21 protein-coding genes are annotated in these 25,879 nt (G+C 49.6%); 11 read left to right on the plus strand and 10 right to left on the minus strand.

Going from position 1 to position 25,879, the window contains the following annotated elements; genetic code table 11:
• Positions 1–53: 53 nt before the first annotated feature.
• Together EDF88_RS13420 and EDF88_RS13425 are read right to left on the minus strand one after the other, a co-directional pair.
• Positions 54–1,673 carry an FGGY-family carbohydrate kinase gene (locus EDF88_RS13420; RefSeq protein WP_064512720.1) on the minus strand — a complete coding sequence of 540 codons (1,620 nt, stop codon included), beginning with the start codon at positions 1,671–1,673 and terminating at the stop codon, positions 54–56.
• Between the two features lie 23 nt (positions 1,674–1,696).
• Positions 1,697–2,446 carry an SDR family oxidoreductase gene (locus tag EDF88_RS13425; RefSeq protein WP_166671975.1) on the minus strand — a complete coding sequence of 250 codons (750 nt, stop codon included), beginning with the start codon at positions 2,444–2,446 and terminating at the stop codon, positions 1,697–1,699.
• A gap of 122 nt (positions 2,447–2,568) precedes the next feature.
• Here EDF88_RS13425 and EDF88_RS13430 point away from each other — a divergent pair, with 122 nt between their 5' ends.
• The gene (locus EDF88_RS13430) at positions 2,569–3,591 is read left to right on the plus strand and encodes a LacI family DNA-binding transcriptional regulator (protein ID WP_064512717.1); all 1,023 of its coding nucleotides are present in this window, start codon (positions 2,569–2,571) and stop codon (positions 3,589–3,591) included.
• 8 nt (positions 3,592–3,599) lie between these two features.
• On the opposite strand, the gene EDF88_RS13435 is transcribed toward EDF88_RS13430, so the two are convergent.
• The gene (locus EDF88_RS13435) at positions 3,600–4,541 is read right to left on the minus strand and encodes a sugar-binding transcriptional regulator (protein WP_134185143.1); all 942 of its coding nucleotides are present in this window, start codon (positions 4,539–4,541) and stop codon (positions 3,600–3,602) included.
• Between the two features lie 214 nt (positions 4,542–4,755).
• On the opposite strand from EDF88_RS13435, the gene dalD reads away from it, so the two are divergent.
• The 4 genes from dalD to EDF88_RS13455 all read left to right on the plus strand — a co-directional run bounded on the left by dalD (position 4,756) and on the right by EDF88_RS13455 (position 9,667).
• The gene (gene dalD, locus EDF88_RS13440; RefSeq protein ID WP_064512715.1) at positions 4,756–6,123 is read left to right on the plus strand and encodes a D-arabinitol 4-dehydrogenase; all 1,368 of its coding nucleotides are present in this window, start codon (positions 4,756–4,758) and stop codon (positions 6,121–6,123) included.
• Between the two features lie 10 nt (positions 6,124–6,133).
• Complete coding sequence (gene xylB / locus EDF88_RS13445; RefSeq protein ID WP_064559923.1) at positions 6,134–7,597, plus strand: xylulokinase; 1,464 nt, start codon at positions 6,134–6,136, stop codon at positions 7,595–7,597.
• Positions 7,598–7,663: 66 nt separating this feature from the next.
• Positions 7,664–8,944, plus strand: coding sequence for an RbtT/DalT/CsbX family MFS transporter (locus tag EDF88_RS13450; protein WP_064512710.1), 1,281 nt, complete (start codon positions 7,664–7,666; stop codon positions 8,942–8,944).
• Positions 8,945–8,992: 48 nt separating this feature from the next.
• Complete coding sequence (locus EDF88_RS13455; protein WP_134185145.1) at positions 8,993–9,667, plus strand: HAD-IA family hydrolase; 675 nt, start codon at positions 8,993–8,995, stop codon at positions 9,665–9,667.
• 91 nt (positions 9,668–9,758) lie between these two features.
• Here EDF88_RS13455 and EDF88_RS13460 read toward each other — a convergent pair whose 3' ends face one another.
• The 5 genes from EDF88_RS13460 to ackA all read right to left on the minus strand — a co-directional run bounded on the left by EDF88_RS13460 (position 9,759) and on the right by ackA (position 16,801).
• Positions 9,759–11,012 carry an ABC transporter permease gene (locus EDF88_RS13460; protein ID WP_064512706.1) on the minus strand — a complete coding sequence of 418 codons (1,254 nt, stop codon included), beginning with the start codon at positions 11,010–11,012 and terminating at the stop codon, positions 9,759–9,761.
• A gap of 3 nt (positions 11,013–11,015) precedes the next feature.
• A complete protein-coding gene (locus tag EDF88_RS13465; RefSeq protein ID WP_064512704.1) occupies positions 11,016–11,828 on the minus strand; it encodes an ATP-binding cassette domain-containing protein in 813 nt (270 codons plus the stop codon).
• 62 nt (positions 11,829–11,890) lie between these two features.
• Positions 11,891–12,937, minus strand: a complete 1,047-nt coding sequence (locus tag EDF88_RS13470; RefSeq protein WP_134185148.1) for a sugar ABC transporter substrate-binding protein — start codon at positions 12,935–12,937, stop codon at positions 11,891–11,893.
• A gap of 387 nt (positions 12,938–13,324) precedes the next feature.
• Entirely contained in the window at positions 13,325–15,466 is a 2,142-nt protein-coding gene (gene pta / locus EDF88_RS13475) for a phosphate acetyltransferase (protein WP_064512699.1), read from the minus strand.
• Positions 15,467–15,598: 132 nt separating this feature from the next.
• Entirely contained in the window at positions 15,599–16,801 is a 1,203-nt protein-coding gene (gene ackA / locus EDF88_RS13480) for an acetate kinase (RefSeq protein WP_064512697.1), read from the minus strand.
• 336 nt (positions 16,802–17,137) lie between these two features.
• Here ackA and yfbV point away from each other — a divergent pair, with 336 nt between their 5' ends.
• From yfbV to EDF88_RS13500, 4 genes are all read left to right on the plus strand, one after another.
• Positions 17,138–17,593, plus strand: a complete 456-nt coding sequence (gene yfbV / locus EDF88_RS13485; RefSeq protein WP_134185150.1) for a terminus macrodomain insulation protein YfbV — start codon at positions 17,138–17,140, stop codon at positions 17,591–17,593.
• Between the two features lie 72 nt (positions 17,594–17,665).
• Positions 17,666–18,160, plus strand: coding sequence for a YfbU family protein (locus EDF88_RS13490; protein WP_034458818.1), 495 nt, complete (start codon positions 17,666–17,668; stop codon positions 18,158–18,160).
• Positions 18,153–18,833 (plus strand): sugar phosphatase, encoded by a 681-nt coding sequence (locus EDF88_RS13495; protein WP_134185153.1) that lies wholly within the window; start codon positions 18,153–18,155, stop codon positions 18,831–18,833. Before EDF88_RS13490 ends, EDF88_RS13495 begins: the two co-directional genes overlap by 8 nt.
• 79 nt (positions 18,834–18,912) lie before the next feature.
• On the plus strand, positions 18,913–20,745 hold the full coding sequence (locus EDF88_RS13500) for an SLC13 family permease (protein ID WP_134185155.1): 1,833 nt from the start codon (positions 18,913–18,915) through the stop codon (positions 20,743–20,745).
• Positions 20,746–20,872: 127 nt separating this feature from the next.
• Here EDF88_RS13500 and yfbR read toward each other — a convergent pair whose 3' ends face one another.
• Both yfbR and alaA read right to left on the minus strand, forming a co-directional pair.
• The gene (gene yfbR, locus EDF88_RS13505; RefSeq protein WP_064512688.1) at positions 20,873–21,472 is read right to left on the minus strand and encodes a 5'-deoxynucleotidase; all 600 of its coding nucleotides are present in this window, start codon (positions 21,470–21,472) and stop codon (positions 20,873–20,875) included.
• A 78-nt stretch (positions 21,473–21,550) separates the two neighbouring features.
• A complete protein-coding gene (gene alaA, locus EDF88_RS13510; RefSeq protein WP_134185157.1) occupies positions 21,551–22,765 on the minus strand; it encodes an alanine transaminase AlaA in 1,215 nt (404 codons plus the stop codon).
• 1,013 nt (positions 22,766–23,778) lie between these two features.
• Here alaA and lrhA point away from each other — a divergent pair.
• Complete coding sequence (gene lrhA, locus EDF88_RS13515; RefSeq protein WP_064512684.1) at positions 23,779–24,714, plus strand: transcriptional regulator LrhA; 936 nt, start codon at positions 23,779–23,781, stop codon at positions 24,712–24,714.
• 628 nt (positions 24,715–25,342) lie between these two features.
• Entirely contained in the window at positions 25,343–25,831 is a 489-nt protein-coding gene (gene nuoA, locus EDF88_RS13520; protein WP_064512682.1) for an NADH-quinone oxidoreductase subunit NuoA, read from the plus strand.
• The last annotated feature ends 48 nt before the right edge of the window (positions 25,832–25,879 follow it).

Raw genomic sequence — 25,879 nt, forward strand, 5'->3', positions numbered from 1 at the left:
CGCCCCGGAGAATGTTTATCCGGGGCGGGTATCTGTACTAAATCAGCACTCAATCAGTTATCCCGAATCGCCTTAGCGGTCTGCTGCAAAAGTTTATAACTTTCATAGCGGGCGTGGTGTGTCTGGCGATACGCCTCTTGCGGTTCAAATTGCCTGTCTAATTGCGTCATGGAGGCCATGGCCTCTTGTACGGTTGACGCCACTTTTCCGGCAACGGCTCCCAGAATGGCTGACCCCAGCAGTACCGGCTCGCTGCATTTTGTGGTGATGATCGGCAAATCGCAGGCATCTGCCAGCAACTGACGCACCAGCGGGTGCTGGCCTGCGCCACCGCTAATCACAATTTTATCGGTCTTTACGCCTTGCTGACGCTGCGCATCAACAATTTGGCGCAGGCCATAGCCAATCCCGCACAGCCCGGCGACATACAGGGCAATCAGGTTATCCAGGTCACGCTCCATACCTAACCCGGCAATAACAGCTTTAGCTTGCGGATCGGCAAACGGCGCGCGGTTGCCTAAAAACTCTGGCACCACATGCAGGCCGCGAGCCATTTCTATCGCGCGGGAAGGATCGGTGATTTTAGCCAGCGCCAAATCCGCAAGGTAAACCGGGAGCGGCACATCAAGCGCTTGCGCCTGTTTTTTGGCTTCCGCCGCCGCAGGATGGAAAGTGACAAGCTGATCGATTGCCGCACCCGCAGCACTTTGGCCGCCTTCGCTTAGCCACATTCCCGGAACCATTGCACTGTAGTACGGCCCCCAGACGCCTGGAATGTAAACGGGATCTTGCGTGGAAGTCATCGTGCAGGCGGAAGTACCAAACACCCACGCCAGATTATGCAAAGCGCCTTTGTCGACACCCGCAGTTCCGATGCCCCCGGCGTGGGCGTCAATCATGCCGATAGCAACAGGTGTCCCAACCAGTAAACCCATCTCGTCCGCTGCTGCGGCACTTAGGCCTTGGCCGCATGGCGTGCCCGGTTCTTTGATCTCCTGGCCGATTCGTAAAAAATCTTCCTGTGCCAGTTCATCAAGCCCAATGGTGCGGAAATAATCTGGATCCCAACGTTTTTCATGGGACAGATAGGTCCATTTGCAGGTCACGGTGCAGGTCGATCGTGCCAGATCGCCCGTGGAACGCCAGGTAAGAAAATCCGCCAGATCAAAGAATTGCCAGGCGTTGTCGTAAATCTCCCGACGATTCTCTTTCAGCCAGAGGATTTTTGGCGTTTCCATTTCCGGTGAAATTTTGCCGCCGACGTACTGTAAAACTGGATGCTGCGTCTGGTTAATGCGTTCGGCCTGTTCGGTGGCGCGGTGATCCATCCAGACAATAATATTGCGTTCGGCTTCGTTCGCATCATTTACGGGCAGCGGCGCGCCATCTTTCCCCAACACCACTAACGAACAGGTCGCATCAAAGCCAATGCCGCTGACGCTCGTAGGCAATACACCCGCAGCGCTTACTACTTCACGAATGGTCTGACACACGGCCCGCCAGATTTCATTGCTCGACTGCTCAACTTTTTTACCGGAGCTTCGAAACGTGGTGATCGGTTGCGTCGCATGGGCAAGTAAATGGCCTGAAAGATCGAAAATCCCGGCGCGCACGCTTCCGGATCCGACATCCACGCCGATAATGGTATTTTTCTCTACAGTTTCATTTCTCATCTTTGTCACCCGTTCCCCTGGGATTACAAATCCACGCTGTTTGGCAGAATGACCAAATCACGGACGGTCACATTTTTATTGCGGGTGACCATAAACAGCACGGACTCAGCGACTTCAATCGGCTGCATCAGGCTACCGTTTGCCAGCGCTTCTTCCATTTTTTCTTTCGGCCAGTCATCGAGCAGAGCGGTAACCACCGGGCCTGGCAACACTGCGCCCACACGCACACCATATTGCGCAACCTGGCGACGCGTTGAGTGAACAAATGCCTGCACGGCAAATTTTGAGGCGGTATAAATCGGCTCCCAAATCACAGGCACCACGCCTGCAATCGAACTGGTGAAGATGATATCACCCGATTTCTGTGCGATAAGATGAGGCAGAACTGCGCGAACACTGCGGAATGCGGCATTAATATTGAGATTGAGGACGCGATCCCAGACATCCGGATCGCCCTCAGCTATTGGGCCGCCAATATATGCCCCGGCGTTGGCATGGAAGATATCCAGGCGCCCGGCGAGTTTCAAAATGCCGTCGAGAATATTGTCGACCTGCTGTGGTTGCATTAAATCGACCACCAGCGGAAAGGCATTTTCACCCATTTCAGCGGTCAGTTTTTGCAGCTTTTCGCCGTCGCGGTCAATCAGCACAACTTTCGCGCCAGCAGCCAGTAAAGTTCTGGCACACTCAAGACCAATACCAGAAGCGGCACCGGTAATCGCAGCAACTTTTCCGTCAAGAGAGCTATTCATAGAGGGTACGGCGTTTTTCATTTTATAATCCTTTTCAGTGGGTCAGAATTTTGGGATGTAATCATTTTTGCTCAATCGATAGAGCAGATTTAGCACCAGATGAAATTTGCAGCAAGCATGATTAAAAACGGAGAGAAAAATTTGTGATACGCGCCAGGAAAACGAAGAAAATTACCATTTACGATTTGGCGGAACTGACAGGCGTTTCAGCGAGTGCGGTAAGCGCAATTCTGAACGGCAACTGGAAGAAGCGCCGGATCAGCGCAAAACTGGCGGAAAAGGTCACTCAAGTCGCGCAGGAGCAGGGCTACGCCGTGAACCGGCAGGCCAGTTTGCTGCGCAAAGAAAAATCGCGGGTTATTGGCATGATTGTGCCGAAATACGACAACCGTTATTTCGGTTCAATCGTTGAAAAATTTGAAGAGATGGCCCGTGAACGCGGTCTTTTCCCGATCATTACCTGCACCCGTCGTAACCCAGAACTGGAAATTGACGCCGTGCGCACCATGCTTTCGTGGCAGGTGGAATGGGTGATTGCCACCGGGGCGACCCGGCCTGATGAAATCTCCGAGCTATGCTCTCAGGCAGGCGTCCATACCTTAAACCTCGACTTACCTGGCACGCTGGCTCCGTCGGTTATTTCTGATAACTATGGCGGCGCAAAGCTACTTACCGAGCGTATTTTGCTCAATGCGGAAAAACGCCTTGGGCAAAAAATTTCGCTGACGTTTGTTGGTGGGCGGCGCAACGATCACAACACACGTGAACGCCTGCGTGGGTTTAGAGATGCCCATCAGGAAGCGGGGCTGGTGGTGTCAGCGAAGAACATTTATATCGATGGTTATTCGCCAAAACATGTTCAGGAGACGCTTGCGGAATTTACGCCGCCAGAAGATGGCCTCTACGGTTTGTTCGTTAACTCCACCATTTCACTGGAAGGTGTCGTCCAGTGGCTGTCTGCGCGAGGACAAACAGGCGAGAGACAGCCGCCGATGGGATGTTTTGACTGGGACCCGTTTGTGCCGCTGCTTGGGCATGATATTGATATGATCAGGCAGGATGTTCCGGCCATGCTGGAAGCGGCTTTTTCAATCATTGATTCGGGCGACACGAAGATTCAATGTATCGAAATTCCGCCCACGCTTAGTTGCGGAACACCATTGTAACCGCCTAATTAGCGGGTCAGCAGCCAGCGGGCAGTGTGTTCATCGGTGACCAGGCCGTTAATCCATTTGCCCTTGAGCGCTGAAAAAATCGCCGGGCGCTTATCTTCACCACAGGCCGCTGCAATGCGCGGGCAATCGCTGCGACGAATATCATAGCTGGTGATGAGATTGTTTATATCGCTCTCGACAACATCGCCGTTCTCATCAATAAAACGCCCCAAAACTTCGCCGATAGCACCTTGCCGCGTCAGCATTTCGAGCTGCTCAAAAGTAATAAACCCATCTTTGAAAATCGGGCTTTCCTGGTTGAGCGCGCCGATGCCGACAAAAATAACGTCCGCTTGCAGGGCGACATTTGAAACATTATTAAATAGGCGATTCGAACACCACATCTGGTGCTCAAGGGACGTTTGTGCGTAGCGTGGCGCGGGCCATTGGTAATAATTGGCCTGGATTTTACTTGCCAATAGCAAAGGCACATCGTCGTAATAGTTACATTTCCCGTCTGCATCCATGGCGCTGATTAACGCCACGCAGCGCGTGTTCGGGCTGTCGAAATCAATCCGCTTGATGGTCTTTTTCAACGTAAGCCCTGAGCCGATGCCGATAACTTTTTCGTTATCGCTGCGCAGGTATTTCTCCATCAGCTGATAACAGCCGAAGGAAACGCTGTCGAGCGTCATATCGCTGGTAAAGGCGGGTACCACATTGCATTCAATCAGGCCGTATTTTTCTTTCAGCATCTGGGCGTAATTCAGGCAACTGGCGACAGGGTGATTCAACCCAATAGAAACGATGCCTTCTTCTTTTGCAGCCGCTAGCAGGCGCTGAACGACCGGGCGTGAAGTACCAAGTTGGGTGGCTATCTCGCTCTGGTTTTGCCCGGCAATGTAGTACATCCACGCGGCGCGAACTTTCTGATCCAACCGTATATCTTCTTCAGTTATCAATTTATTCAGCACCTTAAGTTTTTACGGAGATGTTTAATACCCCCAGCGAATCCCTGCATTTTGGCGTGTGCAGGCGATGCAGGCAACTCTATTTTATTTGTTTGTGGTCATTTGTAATTTTTACGGTCATTTGCTCTTTTGTGACGTAAAGCTCTTAATTTGGTTAATTGTTCCATTACATTCTTCACCACAAACTGAAATGGAGAGCAACGTTATGGCTACGCAAAATACATGGTTACACATTGGTCTGGGATCTTTTCACCGCGCTCATCAGGCCTGGTACTTACACCGCTTGATTGCGCAGGGTGATGCTCGCTGGCATATCGCCGCAGGTAACATCCGTAATGATGCAGAACATGTGGTTGCCGCACTCACCGCGCAAAAGGGCCGCTACGTGTTAGAAACCGTCAGCCCAGAAGGTGAGCGTGTATACGAAGAAATAACATCTATTCAGAAGTTGTTGCCATGGCAGGCTGATTTACAACCGCTGATTACAGAGGGCGCGAAGCCTGAAACGAAAGTGATCGCCTTTACCGTCACGGAAGGGGGTTACTACCTGAATACCACTCATCAATTAGAAGTGAATAACGCAGATTTAGCCTGTGATTTGCAGGGTGGTAATAAAACGATTTACGGCGTGATTACCCGCATTCTTGAGCAACGCATGGCCAACAATGCCGGACCGTTAACGCTGCTCAACTGCGATAACGTGCGTCACAACGGCGAACGCTTCCATGATGGTCTTGTTGAGTTCCTGACTCTGACCGGAAAGCAGGCGGTAATTGAATGGCTGAAGGCCAATGCTACTTGCCCGAATACCATGGTGGACCGTATCACTCCACGCCCGGCGGCAGATTTGCCGGCGCGTATTAAAGAGAAAACCGGTACTGACGACAAAGCTCCGGTGATGGGTGAAACCTTTATTCAGTGGGTCGTCGAAGACAATTTCCGCGATGTGCGCCCCGATCTGGAAGCGGTCGGCGTGGAGATGGTCGAATCGGTTATTCCTTACGAAGAGGCAAAAATCCGCATTCTTAACGCCTCCCACAGCTGCATTGCCTGGGCCGGAACACTGATGGGTAAACAGTTTATCCATGAAAGCACCCTGACCGACGCTATCTACGCTATTGCTGACCGCTATGTCACCGAAGATGTGATCCCAAGCCTTGGGAATAACGGCATCGATTTACCGACATACCGTGACGTGGTGCTCAAGCGCTTCACCAACCCGTATATCGAAGATACCAACCAGCGCGTCGCCGCCGATGGTTTCTCCAAAATCCCGGCGATGATTACCCCAACGATGCTTGAATGCTACCAGCGCGGTGCCGTCCCGCATGCCACGGCAATGTTGCCTGCGCTGTTCTTTGTCTATATGGAACAGTGGCACAAAGGCCAACTGCCTTATGAATACCAGGACGGCATTCTGGATGCCGACGCGGTTCATGCCATGTTTAACGCCGAAGACCCGATTGCGCTTTTTGCCAGCGACAAAGCCCTGTTTGGGGAATTAGCGACTCGTGATGATTTCGCCGCGCTGCTGCGTGAAAAAATTCAGGCTGTTTACACACTGATTCGCTAAGAGGTGAACCATGTATTTAGGCATCGATCTTGGAACTTCTGAAGTTAAGGCGCTGGTTATCAATGAAGATGGCGAGATAGTCACTAGCCACAGCGTGCCGCTGACCATTCAGCGGCCTCATCCACACTGGTCAGAACAAAGCCCTCAGGCATGGTGGGATGCCACCGATTATTTGATGACCACGCTTAAAGACAAATGTGAAAAGCATTGGTCTGCGATCAAAGCGGTCGGTCTTTCTGGGCAAATGCACGGCGCAGTGTTGCTCGACGCTGCGGGCGTGGTCATCCGTCCGGCGATTTTATGGAACGACACCCGCAGCGCACTTGAATGTGCTGAGCTGGAAGAGATCGCTCCAGAACTACATTCGATCGCCGGGAACCTCGCCATGCCTGGTTTCACCGCACCGAAACTGTTGTGGGTTCGCCGCCATGAACCTGAGAATTTCAAACGTATCGACACGGTTCTACTGCCGAAAGATTACCTGCGCTTTCGCATGACAGATAAAAAAATCTCTGACATGTCTGACTCCGCAGGCACGCTCTGGCTTGATGTGGCGAAACGCGACTGGTCCGACGCCCTGCTGGAAAAATGCGGGCTTTCAAGACGCAACATGCCTGCGCTGGTTGAAGGCTGCGAAGTATCCGCAACGCTTGCTCCAGAAATAGCGAAACGCTGGGGATTAAACCCGTCGGTAGTCGTAGCCGGTGGTGGGGGTGATAACGCAGTCAGTGCTATTGGCGTAGGGGCTGTAAGCCCAGGTGATGCGTTTATTTCTCTCGGTACTTCCGGGGTTTTATTTGTGGTGAATGAGGCTTATCGCCCGGCACCAGCTTCTGCCGTACACGCATTTTGCCACGTTTTGCCTGAACGCTGGCACCAGATGAGCGTGATGCTCAGTGCTGCAAGTTGCCTGCAATGGTTCTGCCGACTGGTGGGCGTAACTGAATTGGCATTACTGGAAGAAGTGGCGCAATTAAGCGACAGCGAAAAAGCTAACGCGCCGATGTTTTTACCTTATCTGTCTGGCGAACGAACGCCCCATAACGACCCGAATGCAAGAGGAATGTTCCACGGTCTGACCCATGCCAGCAATCGCGCCACTATGGGCTATGCCGTGCTGGAAGGTGTCAGTTTTGGTCTCGCCGATGGTCTGCGTGTGTTGCAGGAAAGTGGCACCCATATCGACCAATGTTCTTTAGTAGGTGGCGGTGCGCGTAGCCCGCTTTGGGCACAGTTACTGGCGGATGTCCTCAATATGCCCGTCGTGACACATAAGGGAGGGGAAACGGGTGGTGCACTCGGTGCTGCCCGGCTGGCATGCCTGGCTACAGGTAAAGATTTGGAAACGGTTTGCAAGAAACCAGAAATCTACCAGACATGGATTGCTCGCCCTGAGCAACACACGAGTTTGATGAAAAGATACACACAATTTAAGTCTCTATATCTGAACGATCTGCATTTTAGAACTCACTGATTTTTATAATAAAAAAACACCCCGGCGAAGGCCGGGGGATACCCTGTACACAAAAATGAGGTCACTATGTCTATTACTAATAAACAGTGGTTTGGGTTACCGCTACACCTGCTGTGGGGTTACATCGCTATTGCTGTGTTTATGACCGGAGACGGTTTTGAGCTGGCATTCTTATCCCACTACATCAAAGAGTTGGGATTCTCTCCCGCTCAAGCCTCTTTTGCCTTTACGCTTTATGGCCTTGCCGCAGCACTGTCTGCGTGGGTATCTGGCGTAGTTGCTGAAATTATTACACCGCAGAAAACCATGTTTATCGGTTTTGTGCTGTGGTGCGTATTCCATGTCCTTTTCCTGGTTTTTGGTCTGGGGCACGCAAACTATCCGCTGATCCTGCTGTTTTACGGAATCCGTGGGTTTGCTTACCCACTGTTCCTTTACTCTTTCATTGTGGTGATTATTCATAACGTTAAGAGTGAAAATGCCAGTTCAGCACTTGGCTGGTACTGGGCAGTATATTCCATCGGCATCGGTGTAGCGGGTAGCTATATTCCAAGTTTTACTATTCCACTTGTTGGGGAGTTAGGGACGTTATGGATGGCGCTGTTCTTCTGCCTGGCTGGCGGGTTGATAGCGATGATTTCGCTGCGTAAGGTACAGACCCCAACGCACATGCATAACCTGACCACCAAAGAGAAGTTCAATGAGCTAGGTCGTGCAATCACTTTGCTCTATACCAACCGCAGCATTATGTATTCGAGCATGGTTCGTATCATCAACACTCTTTCTTTATTCGGTTTTGCCGTGATTATGCCGCTGATGTTTGTGGACGAGCTGGGCTTTACGACATCTGAATGGTTACAGATATGGGCGGCGTTTTTCTTTACCACCATTTTCTCCAATATTTTCTGGGGTATCGTCGCGGAAAAGCTAGGTTGGATGCGCGTGGTGCGTTGGTTTGGATGTCTGGGTATGGCGGCATCAAGCCTGGCGTTTTACTACGTACCGCAATACTTTGGCCATAACTTCGGTATGGCGCTGATCCCGGCAATTGCTTTAGGTATTTTTGTGGCCGCATTTGTGCCAATGGCTGCGGTATTCCCGGCGCTGGAGCCTCGCCACAAAGGGGCAGCGATTTCGGTCTACAACCTCTCTGCTGGCTTGTCTAACTTCCTGGCTCCGGCCATCGCGGTGGTGCTTCTGCCTTACTTCAGCACTATCGGTGTCGTTATTGCCTATACCACGCTTTATATTATCGCCTTCTTCCTTTGCCACTTTATCCGTGTCGAACAGCCAGGCTTTGAAAGCGCTGTTCGCGTCGCTGATGACGTAACGGTAAGGGCATCTTAATACATTACGGCTGGCGTGCTGCGCCAGCCTAATCCAAATGGAACGGCAATGAGCTTGCAAGCGATTATTTTTGATATGGATGGCGTCATTATTGATTCCGAAGGTTTTTGGCAGGATGCGCAAATCGAAATGCTGGCAGCCCAGGGCGTTGCTATAACCGCCGCAGAATGCGAAGAACTCACCAAAGGAAAGCGCATTGATGAAATTGCGCGCATCTGGTGTGAAAAGCATTTTCTGACGGTTGAACCACAATGGCTTGAGAAACAAATCATTGCGCGAGTCTGTAATGCTATTCGGGAAAAAGGGATGGCAATGAATGGGTTATATCAGGCGTTAGAATGTTTCCATCACAAGGGTTATCGCCTTGCGCTGGCAACGTCATCCAGCCCGGAAGTTATCGAGGCTGTATTTGATAAATTAGATCTCTGGCAATGGTTTGGCGTGATTTGTAGCGCGGATGAAGAGAGCTTTGGTAAACCGCATCCCGACGTTTACCTGACCGTAATGCGAAAACTGGGCTTGCAAGCCGCTCAATGTCGGGTCATTGAAGACAGCCTTAATGGCTTTACCGCCGCCCGGCGGGCTGAGATTAAAACCTTTGTTGTTGCCCCTGATTGCCATGAACCAAAATTTGCTTCGGCAGCCGGGCATTACTCAACGCTAACTGAACTTAGTCATGCTCTAAATCTTCACAGCGAACCGGCGCTAAGAGCCAGTTGCTGACTAATACGGAAGCGCAGAAATCATCCAGGGGAGTGAACGGTCTGACATCCTGGTTTCTGCGCTTCCTTTCACTTTCTTAATCTAACGTCTGTCAGGCGCGCCCATGGGTTACGCGTGAACGTCTGGCCACGGAGTCGACGATGACGGCAATCGCAAGTACGCCGCCTGTAATCATATATCGCAGCGACGAAGGCAAATTAAGTAGCGTCAGCCCGTTAGAAATACACTGAATAACAATAATACCCAGCAGGGCGGAATAGGCGCTTCCTCGGCCGCCAAACAGACTCGTACCGCCAATAACCGCCGCCGCAATGGCGTTTAAATTGACATCTCCGGTACCGGCTTGTTGGCTGGCGGACGCCAGGCGTGATGCGGCAAGAATGCCGCCGGTGGTTGCCAGCACAGAGCAAATCATAAATGCACTAATATAAATACCGCGCACGTTAATACCTGAACGGCGAGCGGCTTCACGGTTGCCACCCACGGCAAACATCGACCGGCCCCATTTTGTTCTTTTGAGCGCGTAGTTAAGCACGACGACCACGAGGATAAACAAGCCGAAAACCCATGGCACACCGCGACCGATGTTGAGATAAAACACCATAAATTCAAAAACAGCGGTCATAAACAGACTGCGAGCCCACAAAGAGCTGAGCGGTTCGCAAGACAAATTTGCTGCGGCACGGCGTGTGCGGGTGCGAAAACCCTGGGCGAGCATCACGATACCGGGTAACAGCGCAAAAATATGCGCCATCCAGCCGGGCATAACTAAGACCTGGCCGAAACGCACCAGCGGCGAAACATAGGGGAGGTTGATACTGCCTGATGGCCCGAGAATATAAAGTTGCATCCCGAGCAGCGCCAGAAGCCCGGCCAACGTCGCCACAAAACTCGGCATCCCTAAACGGCTGTAAAGCTCGGCATAAATCAGGCCAACCACTGCGCCAACCGCGAGTGCAACGGCGATAGCGCCAACTACGGACCAACCCTGATTCACCCACAGCACGCCAATAATTGCCGACGCCAGGCCGCTCATCGAACCGACCGAGAGATCGATCTCACCTAACAGCAATACACAAACAATCCCCAGCGAAATAAACCCGACGGTCGCACAGTCAAATAACATATTAACGAGATTATTCGGGGCCATATAAATCGGGTTGAGAAGGGTGAAAACAATCGAAATTATAATCAGCCCTAGCACCACGGGAATCATCCCTAAATCGCCCGTTTTAATCCGGGTAATATAAGCGCGCAGCAAGCCAAAGATATTATCCTGATGGTCGACGCGCTCATCGCTGCGATCTAACCGGGTTTCGGGAAGCAGTGGTTTATTGGTCGTCATCGCTTAATTCGCCCCCAACGTATGTTCGGTTGTTTTTCTTTCCACCCGACGTGAGACGGAATTTTCTGTCGCTCCGGTAATGGCCGCCACTAATTCCTGATTGGTAGATTCGGGTGTGAAAATGCCTTTATTGCGGCCCAGACGTAATACGACAATTCTGTCTGCGACGGCCCGCACATCTTCCATATTATGACTGATGATAATGACCCCCAGACCGCGCTCGCGAACGCGTTCAATCAGGTTAAGTACTTCGGCTGTTTGCGCCACGCCAAGTGCCGCAGTTGGTTCATCCAGCATGATGATTTTCGGGTTAAGCAGAAGCGAACGGGCAATCGCCACAGTTTGGCGCTGGCCGCCGGACAACGAAGCGACCGGCTCGCGTACCGAAGGAATGCGCGCAGCCAGCTCTTTTAAAAGCGTCCAGGCGCGGACTTCCATCGTCACTTCATCAAGCTGCCAGGCCGATAATTCGTGCCCGAGAAACAAATTCGCCACCACATCTAAATTTTCACATAACGCCAAATCCTGAAAGACGGTTGAAATACCATATTCCAGCGCCTTTCCTGGCGTATCGAGAGAGATTAATTCCCCCTCGAATTCAACCGTGCCGGAAGTGGGTTGATGAACCCCCGCTAATATTTTTACTAGCGTTGATTTTCCCGCGCCGTTATCACCCACCAGGGCGACGACTTCCCCGGCGTAAACATCAAGATCAATATCGGTTAGCGCAGAAACTGCACCAAAGTTTTTAGAGATTTTACTTAATTTAAGCAGCGGCTTATCAGTGCGAGGCGCGAGGTCATTTTCAATTAACATAGCCAGAACCTTAATATCGTCAGTGCGTCCGTAAGAAGATTTACGGACGCATGAGTCGTGACTTAGTGAGTAATACCTAATTTCTTACAGGCCTCTTGATATTCACCCGTACAAACCTGTTCCGGGGTCTGGATTTTCTTATCAAAAATTTCTGCTTTGATATTTTTGGACGTAATAACTGCCGGGACAAATAGCTGCGAAGGCGTGTTATAGAGAGTCGAAGTCGCTTTCGGTGTCTGCCCGTTAATTAATTGCACGGCAACATTGGCGGCAGCCGCGGCGACAATTTCCGATGGTTTAGAAATAGTGTTGTATTGATCGCCTGCGATAATTAACTGTAGTGCGGCAATGGTCGCATCATTACCGGTAACCGGTGGAATCGGCTGCACGCCACCCGCTTTGAATGCGGCAATGGCACCGCCGCCAGTGCCGTCGTTTGCCGCCACAACGCCTTTAATCTGGTCACTAAAACGCGTGATTTGGCCTGCGGTCCACTCCTGCGCTTTTGGCGGAGCCCACTCTGGCGTGTCAAATTCTGCCAGTGTTTTATAGCCCGAGTCTTTAAGCCCACGATGAATACCATCGCGAATCAGACCCGCCGCGGCATCCGTCGGCGAACCGTTGATTTCAAGCACGCCTGCGCCTGCGGGAACGCCGGATGTTTTCATGTGCTCAACCAGCGATTTGGAAATGGCATATCCGATTCCTTCGTTATCAAACGAAATATAAAAATCGGCAGGTTTTGCGGGGATAGGGCGATCGTAGGCAATCACTTTGACGCCTTGGGAGTGCGCAATTTCTACCAGGCCCGCGGCGGCGGATGAATCAACAGGATCAAGCACAATGACTTTCGCGCCCTGGGCAATCGCTGAGTTGAATTGCTGTTGTTGCAACGAGGCATTGGCGTTGGCGTTTTGGTAGATAACTTTGCACTGCTGGCAAATCTTATTTAGCTCGGTTTTAAAGCCGGGGAAATCATGTTGTTCGTAACGGGTCGAGGCCTGGTCAGGCATTAAAAAGGCGACGGTTGCCGCTTGCTGAGCGTGAACTGCACCAGTAAAACCTAATATGGCCATAAGTGTTGCTTTGAACATTGTACGATATTGCATCTTTCTGCTCCTCGCTGATCCGAACACGATAATCGCCTCTGTACGGCATCGCTGAGGCGAAGGGTATGTTTTAACTTATTGCAATATAAGGTAAATTTCCTTTATCACTGTTTCACTCAAGAATTATGCTGAACATCCCCATCTTGCTACCGTGAAACCAGAAATTAAACTTTTATTTATCATCTGATTTACATTTGCTCAATCGGTGAAGCAGAATTGCCACTACTCATTTAGGTTGTCAAGATAACTCAGAAAAGCGATGTGATTTTTGTGATTAACAGCAGAATAGAAGAGTGGGGAGGGTACGACGATAAGCTGGATCGGGAGGGGTGAAAGATAATAAAAAAGGCCGCATATAAATGCGGCCTTGTTGCTTCTCAGAAGAACTTAGTCTTGTTGAGAAGACTGAATCGCAGTCAGAGCGATGGTGTAAACGATATCGTCTACCAGTGCGCCACGAGACAGGTCGTTGACTGGTTTACGCATACCTTGCAGCATTGGCCCGATGGAGATCAGGTCTGCTGAGCGCTGTACCGCTTTATAGGTGGTGTTACCGGTGTTCAGGTCTGGGAAGATGAACACGGTAGCGCGACCCGCAACCGGTGAGTTTGGCGCTTTGGATTTAGCAACGTCAGCCATAACTGCGGCGTCGTACTGCAACGGACCATCGATGACCAGGTCAGGACGTTTTTCTTGAGCAATACGTGTAGCTTCACGTACTTTCTCAACGTCGCTACCTGCACCAGAAGTGCCGGTGGAGTAGGACAGCATTGCAACGCGTGGATCGATACCGAATGCAGCAGCGGAATCCGCAGACTGAATAGCGATTTCTGCCAGTTGCTCAGCAGTTGGGTCCGGGTTGATCGCGCAGTCGCCGTAAACGTAAACCTGTTCTGGCAGCAGCATGAAGAACACAGAAGAAACCAAAGAGCTGCCTGGTGCAGTTTTGATCAGCTGCAACGGTGGACGAATGGTGTTCGCTGTAGTGTGAACAGCACCGGAAACCAGACCGTCAACTTCGTCTTGCTCGAGCATCAAAGTACCCAGCACAACGTTGTCTTCCAGTTGCTCACGCGCAACGGCTTCGGTCATGCCTTTGCTCTTACGCAGCTCAACCAGACGTGCAACGTAGCTCTCGCGAACCACTTCCGGATCCACGATTTCGATACCAGCACTCAGTTCAACACCTTGTGCAGCAGCAACACGGGTGATTTCATCCGGGTTACCCAACAGTACGCAAGTTGCGATACCACGTTCAGCACAGATAGATGCCGCTTTCACGGTACGTGGCTCTTCGCCTTCTGGCAGAACAACACGTTTGCCGGCTTTACGCGCCAGCTCAGTCAGCTGGTAACGGAACGCTGGAGGAGACAGACGACGGCTACGCTCAGAAGTTGCCGTCAGGGATTCGATCCAGTTTGCATCAATGTGGCTTGCCACATATTCCTGCACTTTCTCGATACGCTGATGGTCGTCAGTTGGGACTTCCAGGTTGAAGCTTTGCAGGCTCAGGGAAGTCTGCCAGGTGTTAGTGTCAACCATGAACAGCGGCAGGCCAGTTGCGAATGCACGCTCACACAGTTTGGTCACTCGTGGGTCCATTTCGTAACCGCCGGTCAGCAGAACTGCACCGATGTCCACACCGTTCATTGCAGCCAGGCACGCTGCAACCAGCACGTCTGGACGGTCTGCTGAAGTCACCAGCAAAGAACCTGGACGGAAGTGTTCCAGCATGTGCGGAATGCTACGCGCACAGAAGGTCACAGACTTCACGCGACGAGTTTTGATGTCGCCTTCGTTGATGATGGTTGCGTTCAGGTGACGCGCCATATCAATTGCACGAGTAGCAATCAGATCAAAGCTCCATGGCACACAGCCCAGAACTGGCAGCGGGCTGTCGGCAAACAGAGCTTTAGGATCGATATTCGCGATGCTCGCTTTAGTGGAGTCATCAAAAATTTCGGACAGATCAGGACGGGTACGACCCTGTTCATCAACTGGGGCATTCAATTTGTTAATGATAACGCCAGTGATGTTGGTATTTTTGCTGCCGCCGAAGCTGCTACGTGCCAGCTCGATACGCTCTTTCATCTGCTCTGGGGAGTTGTTGCCCAGCGACATAACGAAGACGATTTCAGCGTTCAGCGTTTTTGCGATTTCGTAGTTCAGAGACTGCGCAAACTGATGTTTACGAGTAGGAACCAGACCTTCAACCAGAACCACTTCAGCGTCTTTGCTGCTGGCGTGGAAGTTGGCAATGATCTCTTCCATCAGCACGTCTTGTTGGTTGCTCGACAGCAGCGACTCAACGTGATTCATGTGCAGCGGCTCAGCCGTTGGGATGTTGGAGTTAGCACGCACAATGCTGGTGGTTTGATCTGGAGTATCGTCACCGGTACGCGGTTGGGCGATAGGTTTGAAAACGCTAAGGCGAACGCCTTTTTGTTCCATAGCACGGATAACACCAAGGCTGACGCTGGTCAGGCCGACGCTAGTTCCGGTAGGGATCAACATAATAGTACGGGACACGGTATAACCTCTTTGTATATACCCGGCATAGTTCGGGTCGCAGAGGATTGCAGCAACTCGAATTATTTTGGGTATAGCCCTTTTCAGGGCTCAGAAAACAACACCGCCAGCGAAGGCTGGCGGTAAGGAGAATCAAGCGGTCAGGCGAGATGCATCCTGAGCGATAACCAGTTCTTCGTTGGTCGGAATGACCATCGCAGGAACGGTACCCTCTTTGTTGATGTAGCCTGATTTGCCGAAACGAGCAGCCAGGTTGCGTTCGTGGTCAACTTCAAAGCCCAGAACACCCAGTTTGCCCAGAGACAGTTCACGTACCATGGCAGCGTTTTCACCGATACCACCAGTGAACACAACGCCGTCCAGACGACCTTCCATCAGTGCAGTGTAAGAACCGATGTATTTCGCCAGACGATGGCAGAACACGTCCATTGCACGTTTAGCATCTTCTTTAGTGGTGTAGTTGTCTTCAACATAACGGCAGTCGCTGGTGACTTCAGTCAGACCCAACAGGCCAGACTCTTTAGTCAGCATTTTGTTGATATCATCAACGCTCATGCCCAGGGAGTCGTGCAGGTGGAAGATGATAGCTGGATCGATGTCACCAGAACGGGTGCCCATTACCAGACCTTCCAGTGGGGTCAGACCCATAGAGGTGTCAACACACTTGCCGTTACGGATAGCAGAAACAGAACCGCCGTTGCCCAGGTGGCAAGTGATCAGGTTCACTTCTTCCACTGGCTTGTTCAGCATTTTAGCGGCTTCTTGAGTCACATAGAAGTGGCTAGTGCCGTGTGCGCCGTAACGACGAACGCCATGCTCTCTGTACAGGTTGTACGGCAGAGCATAGAGGTAAGATTCTTCTGGCATGGTCTGATGGAACGCGGTGTCAAACACAGCAACGTTTTTATCAGCCAGTTTAGGGAAAGATTTCAGTGCTTCAGCAATACCGATCAGGTGTGCCGGGTTATGCAGTGGTGCAAAAGAAGCAGTATCTTTGATACCCTGAATCACGGTCTCGTCGATAACGACGGAGCTGGTGTACTTCTCGCCGCCGTGAACAACACGGTGGCCGATAGCAGTCAGCTGCTCGGACAATTCAGGTTTTTGTGCCAGAATGGTATTAACCATAAAGTTAAGAGCTTCGCTGTGAGCGGCGCCTGCACCCAAAGCCGCTTCTTGTTTACCGCCATCCATTTTCCACTTGATACGTGCTTCAGGAAGATGGAAACATTCGGCTAAACCAGAAAGGTACTCGTCACCGTTTACTGCATCAATGATTGCAAATTTCAGTGAAGAGCTACCGCAGTTCAGAACCAGTACTAACTTACTCGACATGGAAGTACCTACTATTAATATGTGGCTAAAAAAACGTCAGTTAGTCTCTCAGCGTAGCGCATGATGAGCCTGACATTTATGATTAACGTCATGCCAGAAGCGTTTTTTTGGCATGACGAATAAATACTCTAGAGTTTACGCCATGTTGCGCGATTTTTCGGCAACGGCTGACTGAGCAAAAAATTGACAACCTGCGGTTTCCCTTCTACGGCCATCAAGGCCGGCACAGGATACCCGATTGCAGCAGCTAAAGACAAAAGATTTTGAACCATGTAATTTAGAGTTGTTGTTTTGCACAAAAATTTTATTTTTTATATGTGAAGTTGAGGTAAAGCCATGTCGACACCCCTAAAAAGCCACGCCAGCTGGTTTAGCATGTTCAGCCGTGGGCAACACTATTCTAAGACCTGGCCTGTCGATAAACGGCTCGCGCCAGTCTTTGTAGAAAATCGTGTTATCCGCGCCACACGTTTTGCCATCCGCTTTATGCCCCCACTTGCTGTGTTTACGCTTACCTGGCAGATTGCCCTTGGCGGCCAACTTGGCCCCGCAGTCGCAACCGCGTTATTCGCCTGTAGCTTACCAATGCAGGGTTTATGGTGGCTAGGTAAGCGCTCAGTTACGCCACTGCCGCCGACCATTTTGAGCTGGTTCTACGAAGTGCGCGGCAAATTACAGGAAGCAGGGCAGGCGCTAACACCGATTGAAGGCAAGCCAGATTACCAGGCGCTCGCTGAAGTACTGAAACGTGCGTTTAAGCAGTTGGATAAAACTTTTCTTGATGATTTGTAAAATCCCTGCCGTTACGCATATATAGAAGGATATTTTTTCGCAGGAGTGATTCTGCGCAACAGGAGCTAAGAAATGGAAATGACTAACGCCCAGCGTCTGATTTTATCTAATCAGTACAAAATGATGACCATGCTCGACCCAGACAACGCCGAGCGTTATCGTCGCCTGCAAACGATCATTGAGCGCGGTTACGGCCTGCAAATGCGCGAGCTGGATCGTGAGTTTGGTGAGTTGACGGAAGAAACTTGCCGCACTGTCATCGACATTATGGAGATGTACCACGCGCTGCACGTCTCCTGGACGAACCTGAAGGATAACCAGGAAATTGACGAACGCCGTGTCACATTCCTCGGCTTCGATGCGGCAACTGAAGCTCGGTTCCTGGGATATGTTCGATTTATGGTCAATATTGAAGGCCGTTACGCGCATTTTGACGCGGGTACTCATGGCTTTAACGCGCAGACTCCAATGTGGGAAAAATATCAGCGTATGTTGAAAGTGTGGCAGTCCTGCCCACGTCAGTATCATTTAAGTGTGAATGAGATCGCGCAGATTATTAATGCCTGAGGGGAGACGCGTCGTGAAGTGCAAAGGTTTCTTGTTTGATTTGGATGGGACTCTGGTTGACTCCCTGCCAGCGGTTGAGCGTGCATGGATTAACTGGGCTAAGCGTTTCGATATTTCGCCGCAAGAAGTATTAGGCTTCATTCATGGTAAGCAGGCGATAACTTCGCTGCGTCATTTTATGGCGGGAGCATCTGAAGAAGAGATCCAGCAGGAGTTTTTCCGTCTTGAGAAAATCGAGTCTGAAGATACCGACGGTATTGTGGCATTGCCAGGGGCTGTTGAGCTGTTGACTCATCTGAACGAAGCGGGCATTCCATGGGCTATCGTGACCTCTGGTTCATTACCTGTGGCTTCAGCTCGTCGTGCTGCAGGCGGATTGCCAGAGCCTGAAGTGCTTGTTACGGCTGAACGTGTCGCCCGAGGCAAACCTGAACCGGATGCCTACTTACTCGGTGCGCAATTATTAGGTTTAGAGCCTGAAGAATGCGCTGTCGTAGAAGATGCGCCAGCTGGTGTACTTTCTGGTCTGGCTGCAGGTTGCCATGTTATCGCAGTCAATGCACCGGCCGATACACCACGGCTTGAGCATGTCGACTATGCTCTGCATTCGTTGACTGAGCTTCTGGTTCAGAAGCTGCCAGATGGCACAGTCGAAGTGCTTAGAAAACACTAAACACATGATTTAGCCCCGCGATTGCGGGGCTTTTTTATGGCAAAATTTTTCCCCCTGAGACAACCACAAAGGATTTGTTTTGAACTCAGAATTGATTTGGGTCTTATCACTATTAGCAATTGCGGTGGTGTTATTCGCCATTGGAAAAGTGCGTATGGATGCGATCGCTTTACTTGTCATTATTGCGTTTGTCCTCAGTGGCACACTTACTCTCAACGAAGCCTTCTCAGGTTTTAGCGATCCCAACGTTATTCTTATTGCCGCACTCTTTATTATTGGCGATGGCCTTGTACGCACGGGTGTAGCCACAAAAATGGGTTCGTGGCTGGTGGATGTTGCGGGTAGCAGCGAAACAAAAATGCTGGTTTTGCTGATGCTCACCGTTGCGGGGCTTGGCGCATTTATGAGTTCAACGGGTGTGGTCGCAATATTTATCCCCGTGGTACTTAGTGTTTCAATGCGCATGAAAACCTCGCCATCGCGTTTAATGATGCCTCTCAGTTTTGCCGGGTTAATTAGCGGCATGATGACGCTAGTCGCAACACCACCCAATCTGGTCGTAAATAGCGAATTGCTGCGTGAAGGGTTGCAGGGCTTCCATTTCTTTAGCGTTACGCCTATTGGCCTGGTCATCTTATTGCTGGGTATCGGCTATATGCTGATTGCGCGTTTTGCACTAAAAGGGCAGAACAAAGACGATGGCAAGCAAGACTGGCGCCGCCGTACGTTTCGCGATCTAATTAAAGATTACCGGCTGACTGGCCGTGCGCGTCGTCTCGCAATTCGCCCAGGTTCACCGATGGTTGGGCGCCGTCTTGATGATTTAAAACTGCGAGAGCGTTATGGCGCAAACGTCATTGGACTTGAGCGCTGGCGCAAATTCCGCCGGGTTATCGTCAATGTCACTGGCGTCACTGAATTTCGCGCTCGTGACGTGCTGTTGATTGATATGTCAGCTTCTGAAGTTGATTTACGCGAGTTTTGTAGCGAGCAGATGCTTGAGCCGATGGTTTTGCGCGGTGAGTATTTTTCAGACCAGGCGCTGGATGTGGGGATGGCCGAAGTCTCGCTGATCCCTGAGTCTGAGCTAATCGGACAAACGCTGCGCGAAATCGGCTTCCGTACGCGCTACGGCCTGAATGTCGTCGGGTTACGCCGTAATGGCGAAGCGATGGAAGGCTTGCTGGTGGATGAAGCCTTGCAACTTGGCGATATCTTGCTGGTGGTGGGGGACTGGAAACTGATCAGCCAGTTGCAACTCAAAGGCCGCGATTTCCTGGTGCTTAACTTACCCGTGGAAGAGGGCGAAGCCTCGCCTGCGCATAGCCAGGCTCCGCACGCTATTTTCTGCCTGGCGTTGATGGTTGCACTGATGCTGACCGATGAAATTCCTAACACCATCGCGGCTATTATTGCCTGTTTGCTGATGGGCAAGTTCCGCTGTATTGATATGGAAAGTGCGTATAAAGCAGTGCACTGGCCGAGTATTATTTTGATTGTCGGCATGATGCCTTTCGCCCTTGCACTGCAAAAAACGGGCGGGGTGGATTTGATTGTTAATGGGTTAATGAGCCTGGGTGGCGGCTACGGTCCGCACATGATGCTGATTTGCCTGTTTGTGATGTGCGCCGCGATTGGCTTGTTTATTTCAAATACGGCGACTGCGGTGTTAATGGCGCCTATTGCGTTAGCCGCGGCAAAATCGATGGGTGTTTCCCCTTATCCATTTGCGATGATCGTTGCACTAGCCGCATCCGCTGCATTCATGACACCAGTATCATCGCCGGTTAATACGCTTGTTCTGGGGCCGGGAAATTATAAGTTCAGCGATTTTGTGAAGATGGGCGTGCCATTTACCGTGATTGTGATGGTGGTGAGTGTGGTGATGGTGCCGATGTTATTCCCGTTTTAATACCCTTCATACTTGAAGCCGCATCTTTGTTGGCAGCGTTTACAAACCCCAGTCACTTACTTTGATAAGTGACTGGGGTTTTGCTCTCTTGCCGCCTCAAAGCAGCTCCAATTATTTTGTGTATAGGTTAAAGCGGTGAATCCTGGCTAATCTCATCGAGTGAAAGCTGGAAGCTTGGCACAAAGACATTCATAAAATAGTCCATCTCTTCGCTGTGACGGTCAGCCAGCGTTTTCTCGAGCCTGCTTTTAGCCAGTAAAAATTCATTGTTACCGGCAGAGAGCTCTTCCAGACATTTTAGATAGGCGCATAACGCATCGGCTTGCTTGACGATGGCGCGCTCCTCGTCGCTGCTCTGATGCTCATCAATCAGTGGTGCCCAGATGTCACGTAACTCTTCAGGCACCATATCGATCAATTTCTGTTGGGCTATTTTCTCGATAGCTTTGTATTCATGAGCAATTTGCGTGTTGAAGTACTTCACCGGCGTTGGTAAATCCCCCGTAAGAACCTCACTGACATCGTGATACATCGCAAGCAGGGCGACATGTTCGGCGTTAATTTGGCCGTTGAATTTACGATTCTTAATCACGGCTAATGCATGAGCGACCATTGCAACTTGCAGGCTATGCTCCGAAACATTTTCGGTACGCACATTACGCATCAGCGGCCAACGATTGATTAATTTCAGGCGTGAAAGGTGGGCAAAGAAATGGCTTTGGCTCATAGATACACTCGGTACGTAAGCAAAGAAAACCATTGTGCGGGGAGTCGGGGGAAGATGCAAACATCTCCCCCGTGAGAATTATTGGTGGTAATGGCCGAGGAAACGACCAAATTTATTGATGGCCATTTCCAGCTCATCAACACGCGGTAAAGTCACGATACGTACGTGATCAGGCCACGGCCAGTTAAATGCTGTTCCTTGAACCAAAAGCACTTTTTCTTGCAATAAGAAATCCAGCACCATTTTTTGGTCATCGTGGATGTTAAAACGTTTAGCATCAATTTTCGGGAACATATAGAGCGCGCCCTGAGGTTTCACACATGAAACACCGGGAATATCGTTAATCAGCTCCCACGCACGGTTACGCTGTTCGTACAGACGCCCGCCGGGTGCGATAAATTCGCTGATACTCTGATAACCGCCTAAAGCAGTCTGAATTGCATGCTGAGCAGGCACGTTCGCGCACAGACGCATCGACGCGAGCATCTCCAGCCCTTCGATATAACCCTTGGCGTGCTTCTTCGGCCCATTCAGAACCATCCAGCCCTGGCGGAACCCGGCAACACGATAAGTTTTGGACAGCCCATTAAAGGTCACTGTTAGCAGGTCTGGAGCCAGTGCTGCAATTGAATGGTGTTGTGCCGCGTCGTACAGAATCTTGTCGTAGATTTCATCAGCAAAAATAATCAAATTATGCTGACGCGCAATTTCTACAACTTCCAGCAACAACTCTTTAGAGTAAACGGCACCGGTTGGGTTGTTCGGGTTAATAATCACGATGCCGCGAGTGCGTGGTGTGATTTTAGCGCGAATATCGTCAAGGTCTGGGAACCAGCCTGCCGACTCATCACATAAATAGTGAACGGCTTTACCACTAGAAAGCGAAACTGCCGCGGTCCACAAAGGGTAATCAGGTGCTGGTACCAGCATCTCATCACCGCTGTTCAGCAATGCTTGCATCGATTGAACAATCAGCTCAGAAACACCGTTGCCGATGTAAATATCTTCAACTGTCACGTCCCGCATTTCACGAGCTTGATAATGCTGCATGATGGCTTTACGTGCGGTATAGAGTCCTTTCGAGTCGCAGTAACCCTGAGCAGTAGGCAGATTACGAATCACATCGACAAGAATTTCATCCGGGGCATCAAAGCCAAATGGCGCGGGGTTGCCAATATTCAGCTTGAGGACTTTATTCCCTTCTTCTTCAAGACGCTTAGCCTCCTTGAGTACTGGGCCACGGATGTCATAACAGACGTTATCAAGTTTGCTGGATTTTTCGATAGGGGACATGAACCTGACCTTTAATGTTAACGCCACTTCCTGCCGTGGAAGCGACCAGGCAACAAATGTACTCCTGCCACGCCCAGATTTGAAGGCAGTCCGAGCGCCAGACTGCAATTTATCTTTCAATTTAGGCACAAGCAGAAAAACCAATTGAATAGCTAATGATTGGAGTAAAGTATTGATAATTTGATTTATGTTAGATGAAAATATAAATAAATAACAATTTTGCAATCCAATTAACTGGTGTAGTGCTGGTGTTGTAGTGGGTAATGCTGAGTGAATTGAGAATTAAATTGAGTGATAGTTAAGGAAAATTGAATGTTTATGCTTGAGGTTAAAAGAAGTTCACTAATGTGAGTTAATAATATGTATATAAAAATAACTCTGAGTGTCATTAATATAACCTAAGAATAGAGTTAAGTTACTTCTCTTTTGCCTCGTATAGCTTCAGGGATTTTTATGAATAACCTATTGAAGAGTGAAATGAAAAAGGAGAATGAGATCAGATAATTCGCAACAAAACTTATGGAATGGCATGATTTGCGGTAAGATATGGTACTGAAAATGACGAGTGTCTATTTTTGGACATAATGAAACTCTATGTTTTACTGTGGGTTAGTATATAAGCATTGTACTTTGGTAATTGTCCGTGCAGCAAAAATGACATAGAGAAAACTTTCATCCTCCTTACCCTCGTAGCCGCAAAAAGTTGAATAAATAAAACTCAGTACTGAAGTAGGCTTACAATAAATACTCAGTTTTAATTTAAGTGACTAGAACAATAAGACGAATGTTTGTATGTTGGTTATGGCGGTATAATATTTCCTGGAATATGTGAGCTACATTATTGGCCTGCATGCACCGGGATGCATGAAAAATAAAAAGTCAGAACGACTGTCAGGATGACGGTATGGCCCCTCGGGAGACGTTCTGTAAAAGGGAATTGCTTTATCTTTTTGATAAATCACAGCAATAAAACTAAGGCAGACTCGTAAGAGCAACCTACTAGTGAAAAAATTATGATTAACGCAAATCGTCCGATACTAAATCTCGACCTCGATCTGCTAAGGACTTTTGTTGCCGTAGCGGATTTGAATACTTTTGCTGCGGCGGCAGTTGCGGTTTGCCGTACGCAATCGGCTGTAAGCCAGCAGATGCAGCGTCTTGAACAGTTAGTAGGAAAAGAGCTCTTTGCCCGTCATGGTCGTAATAAGCTGCTGACCGAGCATGGAATTCAGCTTCTGGGTTATGCGCGAAAAATTCTACGCTTTAATGATGAAGCATGTACGTCACTGATGTTTAGTAATTTGCAAGGTGTGCTCACGATTGGTGCATCTGATGAAACCGCGGATACCATTCTGCCTTTCTTGCTTAACCGAATAAGCTCGGTTTACCCAAAGCTGGCGTTGGATGTCCGAGTTAAACGTAATCCATTTATGGTTGAAATGCTTAATCAGCAGGAAGTTGATTTGGTTGTCACCACATCAAAACCCGCGCATTTTGAATCCATCGTGTTACGTACCTCGCCAACTTTATGGTATTGCGCATCGGACTACGTCTTCCAGAAAGGTGAAACCGTACCTTTAGTCATGCTCGACGATCCGAGTCCTTACCGGGATATGATGCTTGAGCATTTGAATGCAGAGCGTATTCCCTGGCGTATTGCGTATGTTGCTTCCACTCTTTCGGCAGTGCGTGCTGCTGTGAAAGCCGGACTGGGTGTGACTGCTCGGCCTGTTGAAATGATGAGCCCTGAATTGCGTGTGCTGGGTAATGCTGATGGCTTACCGGTTATGCCAGATACTCAATACTTGTTGTGCCGTAATGTGCAGACCAGTAATGATTTGGCTCAGGCTATCTTTAGTGCTCTGGAATCAAACCCTAATCCATACCGTTACATGACTTCGTCAGATGAAGATGGTGATACCGTGCTAATGGAGCGTGATTTCGAGTAATGCCTTCGGTTTGTTAGTAACAAAATATGAAATTCGAAAACAGGTCGTTGAGGTCAATTTTTGACTCAATGGCCTGTTTTTTAATCACTGCAAGTTGTGTTTATTACTAAATTGTAAAAACATGTTTTAAAACAATCTGCTTCATAGCGCCCTAGATACCTACCTTCTACGTACATCCTTCGAGTCATTACTCGTTTAAATGTTAAAAAATACGCCGCAATGTTGTTAGTTTCCGAGATGGATTAACAGAAGCGTGTCTCAGATCAAGAAAATACTCCCTCTTAGGGGGATGAATAGTTGAGATTTCCTGCCAAAATAGAACGGTAGATATTTTTTTCCTCGTTAACGGACACGATTCACCTTCATTAAAGTAGGGTTAATAATTCGGCATTACTGATTTTTAACGCACTAAATGTTAATGAAGTTGGGCTCATGTAAATTAATGTGTGGATACTTTTGTTAAAGTTGACAAAAGGTTATAGAAAGGAGTAAAAAACCCCATCAATTTGCTGGTAAAGTTTTGATTCCAGCAGTTATTGTAAGGTTTATTGTTCCTCCCCATGAATCGATGTGGTGATCATCTGCCAACAAGAGCAGAGATTTTGGCGCCACTTTTGATGAGTAAGCAATGAGTATGTCAACATCCACTGAAGTTATCGCTCACCATTGGGCGTTCGCAGTCTTTCTTATTGTTGCCATAGGCCTGTGTTGCGTAATGCTTCTCGGGGCCTGGTTCCTTGGCGGGAGAGCTAAGGGTCGGCACAAAAACACTCCCTTCGAGTCAGGTATCGACTCAGTTGGTACAGCGCGCTTACGTCTTTCCGCCAAGTTTTACCTGGTTGCCATGTTCTTTGTTATTTTTGACGTGGAAGCCTTGTATCTCTATGCGTGGTCAGTTTCTATCCGTGAAAGCGGATGGGTAGGCTTCGTCGAGGCCGCAATTTTCATTTTAGTGCTACTGGCAGGCCTGGTGTATCTGGTGCGCATTGGCGCGCTTGATTGGACTCCTGCGCGTTCGCGCCGCGCCCAAATCAACCCGGAAACCGACAGTCTCACTAACCGTCATACGCAAGATGCTCTAAAGAATTCGGATTACAGCAAGGCGGCAAGCGAGTAAATCCCATGAGCTTACTTAGGTAAGTGATTGGGGTTTATGAACGCAGCC

It is taken from the genome of Buttiauxella sp. BIGb0552 (genome assembly GCF_004366275.1).
Taxonomy (GTDB): Bacteria; Pseudomonadota; Gammaproteobacteria; order Enterobacterales; family Enterobacteriaceae; genus Buttiauxella; species Buttiauxella gaviniae.

What these genes read in the sequence shown, in the direction of transcription:
- yfbV (WP_134185150.1), top strand. Translation starts at nt 17,138, where the DNA reads ATGTCGACACCCCTAAAAAGCCACGCCAGCTGGTTTAGCATGTTCAGC.
- lrhA (WP_064512684.1), top strand. Translation starts at nt 23,779, where the DNA reads ATGATTAACGCAAATCGTCCGATACTAAATCTCGACCTCGATCTGCTA.
- EDF88_RS13465 (WP_064512704.1), bottom strand. Translation starts at nt 11,828, where the DNA reads ATGTTAATTGAAAATGACCTCGCGCCTCGCACTGATAAGCCGCTGCTT.
- EDF88_RS13495 (WP_134185153.1), top strand. Translation starts at nt 18,153, where the DNA reads ATGCCTGAGGGGAGACGCGTCGTGAAGTGCAAAGGTTTCTTGTTTGAT.
- alaA (WP_134185157.1), bottom strand. Translation starts at nt 22,765, where the DNA reads ATGTCCCCTATCGAAAAATCCAGCAAACTTGATAACGTCTGTTATGAC.
- EDF88_RS13490 (WP_034458818.1), top strand. Translation starts at nt 17,666, where the DNA reads ATGGAAATGACTAACGCCCAGCGTCTGATTTTATCTAATCAGTACAAA.
- EDF88_RS13420 (WP_064512720.1), bottom strand. Translation starts at nt 1,673, where the DNA reads ATGAGAAATGAAACTGTAGAGAAAAATACCATTATCGGCGTGGATGTC.
- yfbR (WP_064512688.1), bottom strand. Translation starts at nt 21,472, where the DNA reads ATGAGCCAAAGCCATTTCTTTGCCCACCTTTCACGCCTGAAATTAATC.
- EDF88_RS13460 (WP_064512706.1), bottom strand. Translation starts at nt 11,012, where the DNA reads ATGACGACCAATAAACCACTGCTTCCCGAAACCCGGTTAGATCGCAGC.
- ackA (WP_064512697.1), bottom strand. Translation starts at nt 16,801, where the DNA reads ATGTCGAGTAAGTTAGTACTGGTTCTGAACTGCGGTAGCTCTTCACTG.
- nuoA (WP_064512682.1), top strand. Translation starts at nt 25,343, where the DNA reads ATGAGTATGTCAACATCCACTGAAGTTATCGCTCACCATTGGGCGTTC.
- EDF88_RS13470 (WP_134185148.1), bottom strand. Translation starts at nt 12,937, where the DNA reads ATGCAATATCGTACAATGTTCAAAGCAACACTTATGGCCATATTAGGT.
- EDF88_RS13450 (WP_064512710.1), top strand. Translation starts at nt 7,664, where the DNA reads ATGTCTATTACTAATAAACAGTGGTTTGGGTTACCGCTACACCTGCTG.
- EDF88_RS13455 (WP_134185145.1), top strand. Translation starts at nt 8,993, where the DNA reads ATGAGCTTGCAAGCGATTATTTTTGATATGGATGGCGTCATTATTGAT.
- EDF88_RS13425 (WP_166671975.1), bottom strand. Translation starts at nt 2,446, where the DNA reads ATGAAAAACGCCGTACCCTCTATGAATAGCTCTCTTGACGGAAAAGTT.
- xylB (WP_064559923.1), top strand. Translation starts at nt 6,134, where the DNA reads ATGTATTTAGGCATCGATCTTGGAACTTCTGAAGTTAAGGCGCTGGTT.
- dalD (WP_064512715.1), top strand. Translation starts at nt 4,756, where the DNA reads ATGGCTACGCAAAATACATGGTTACACATTGGTCTGGGATCTTTTCAC.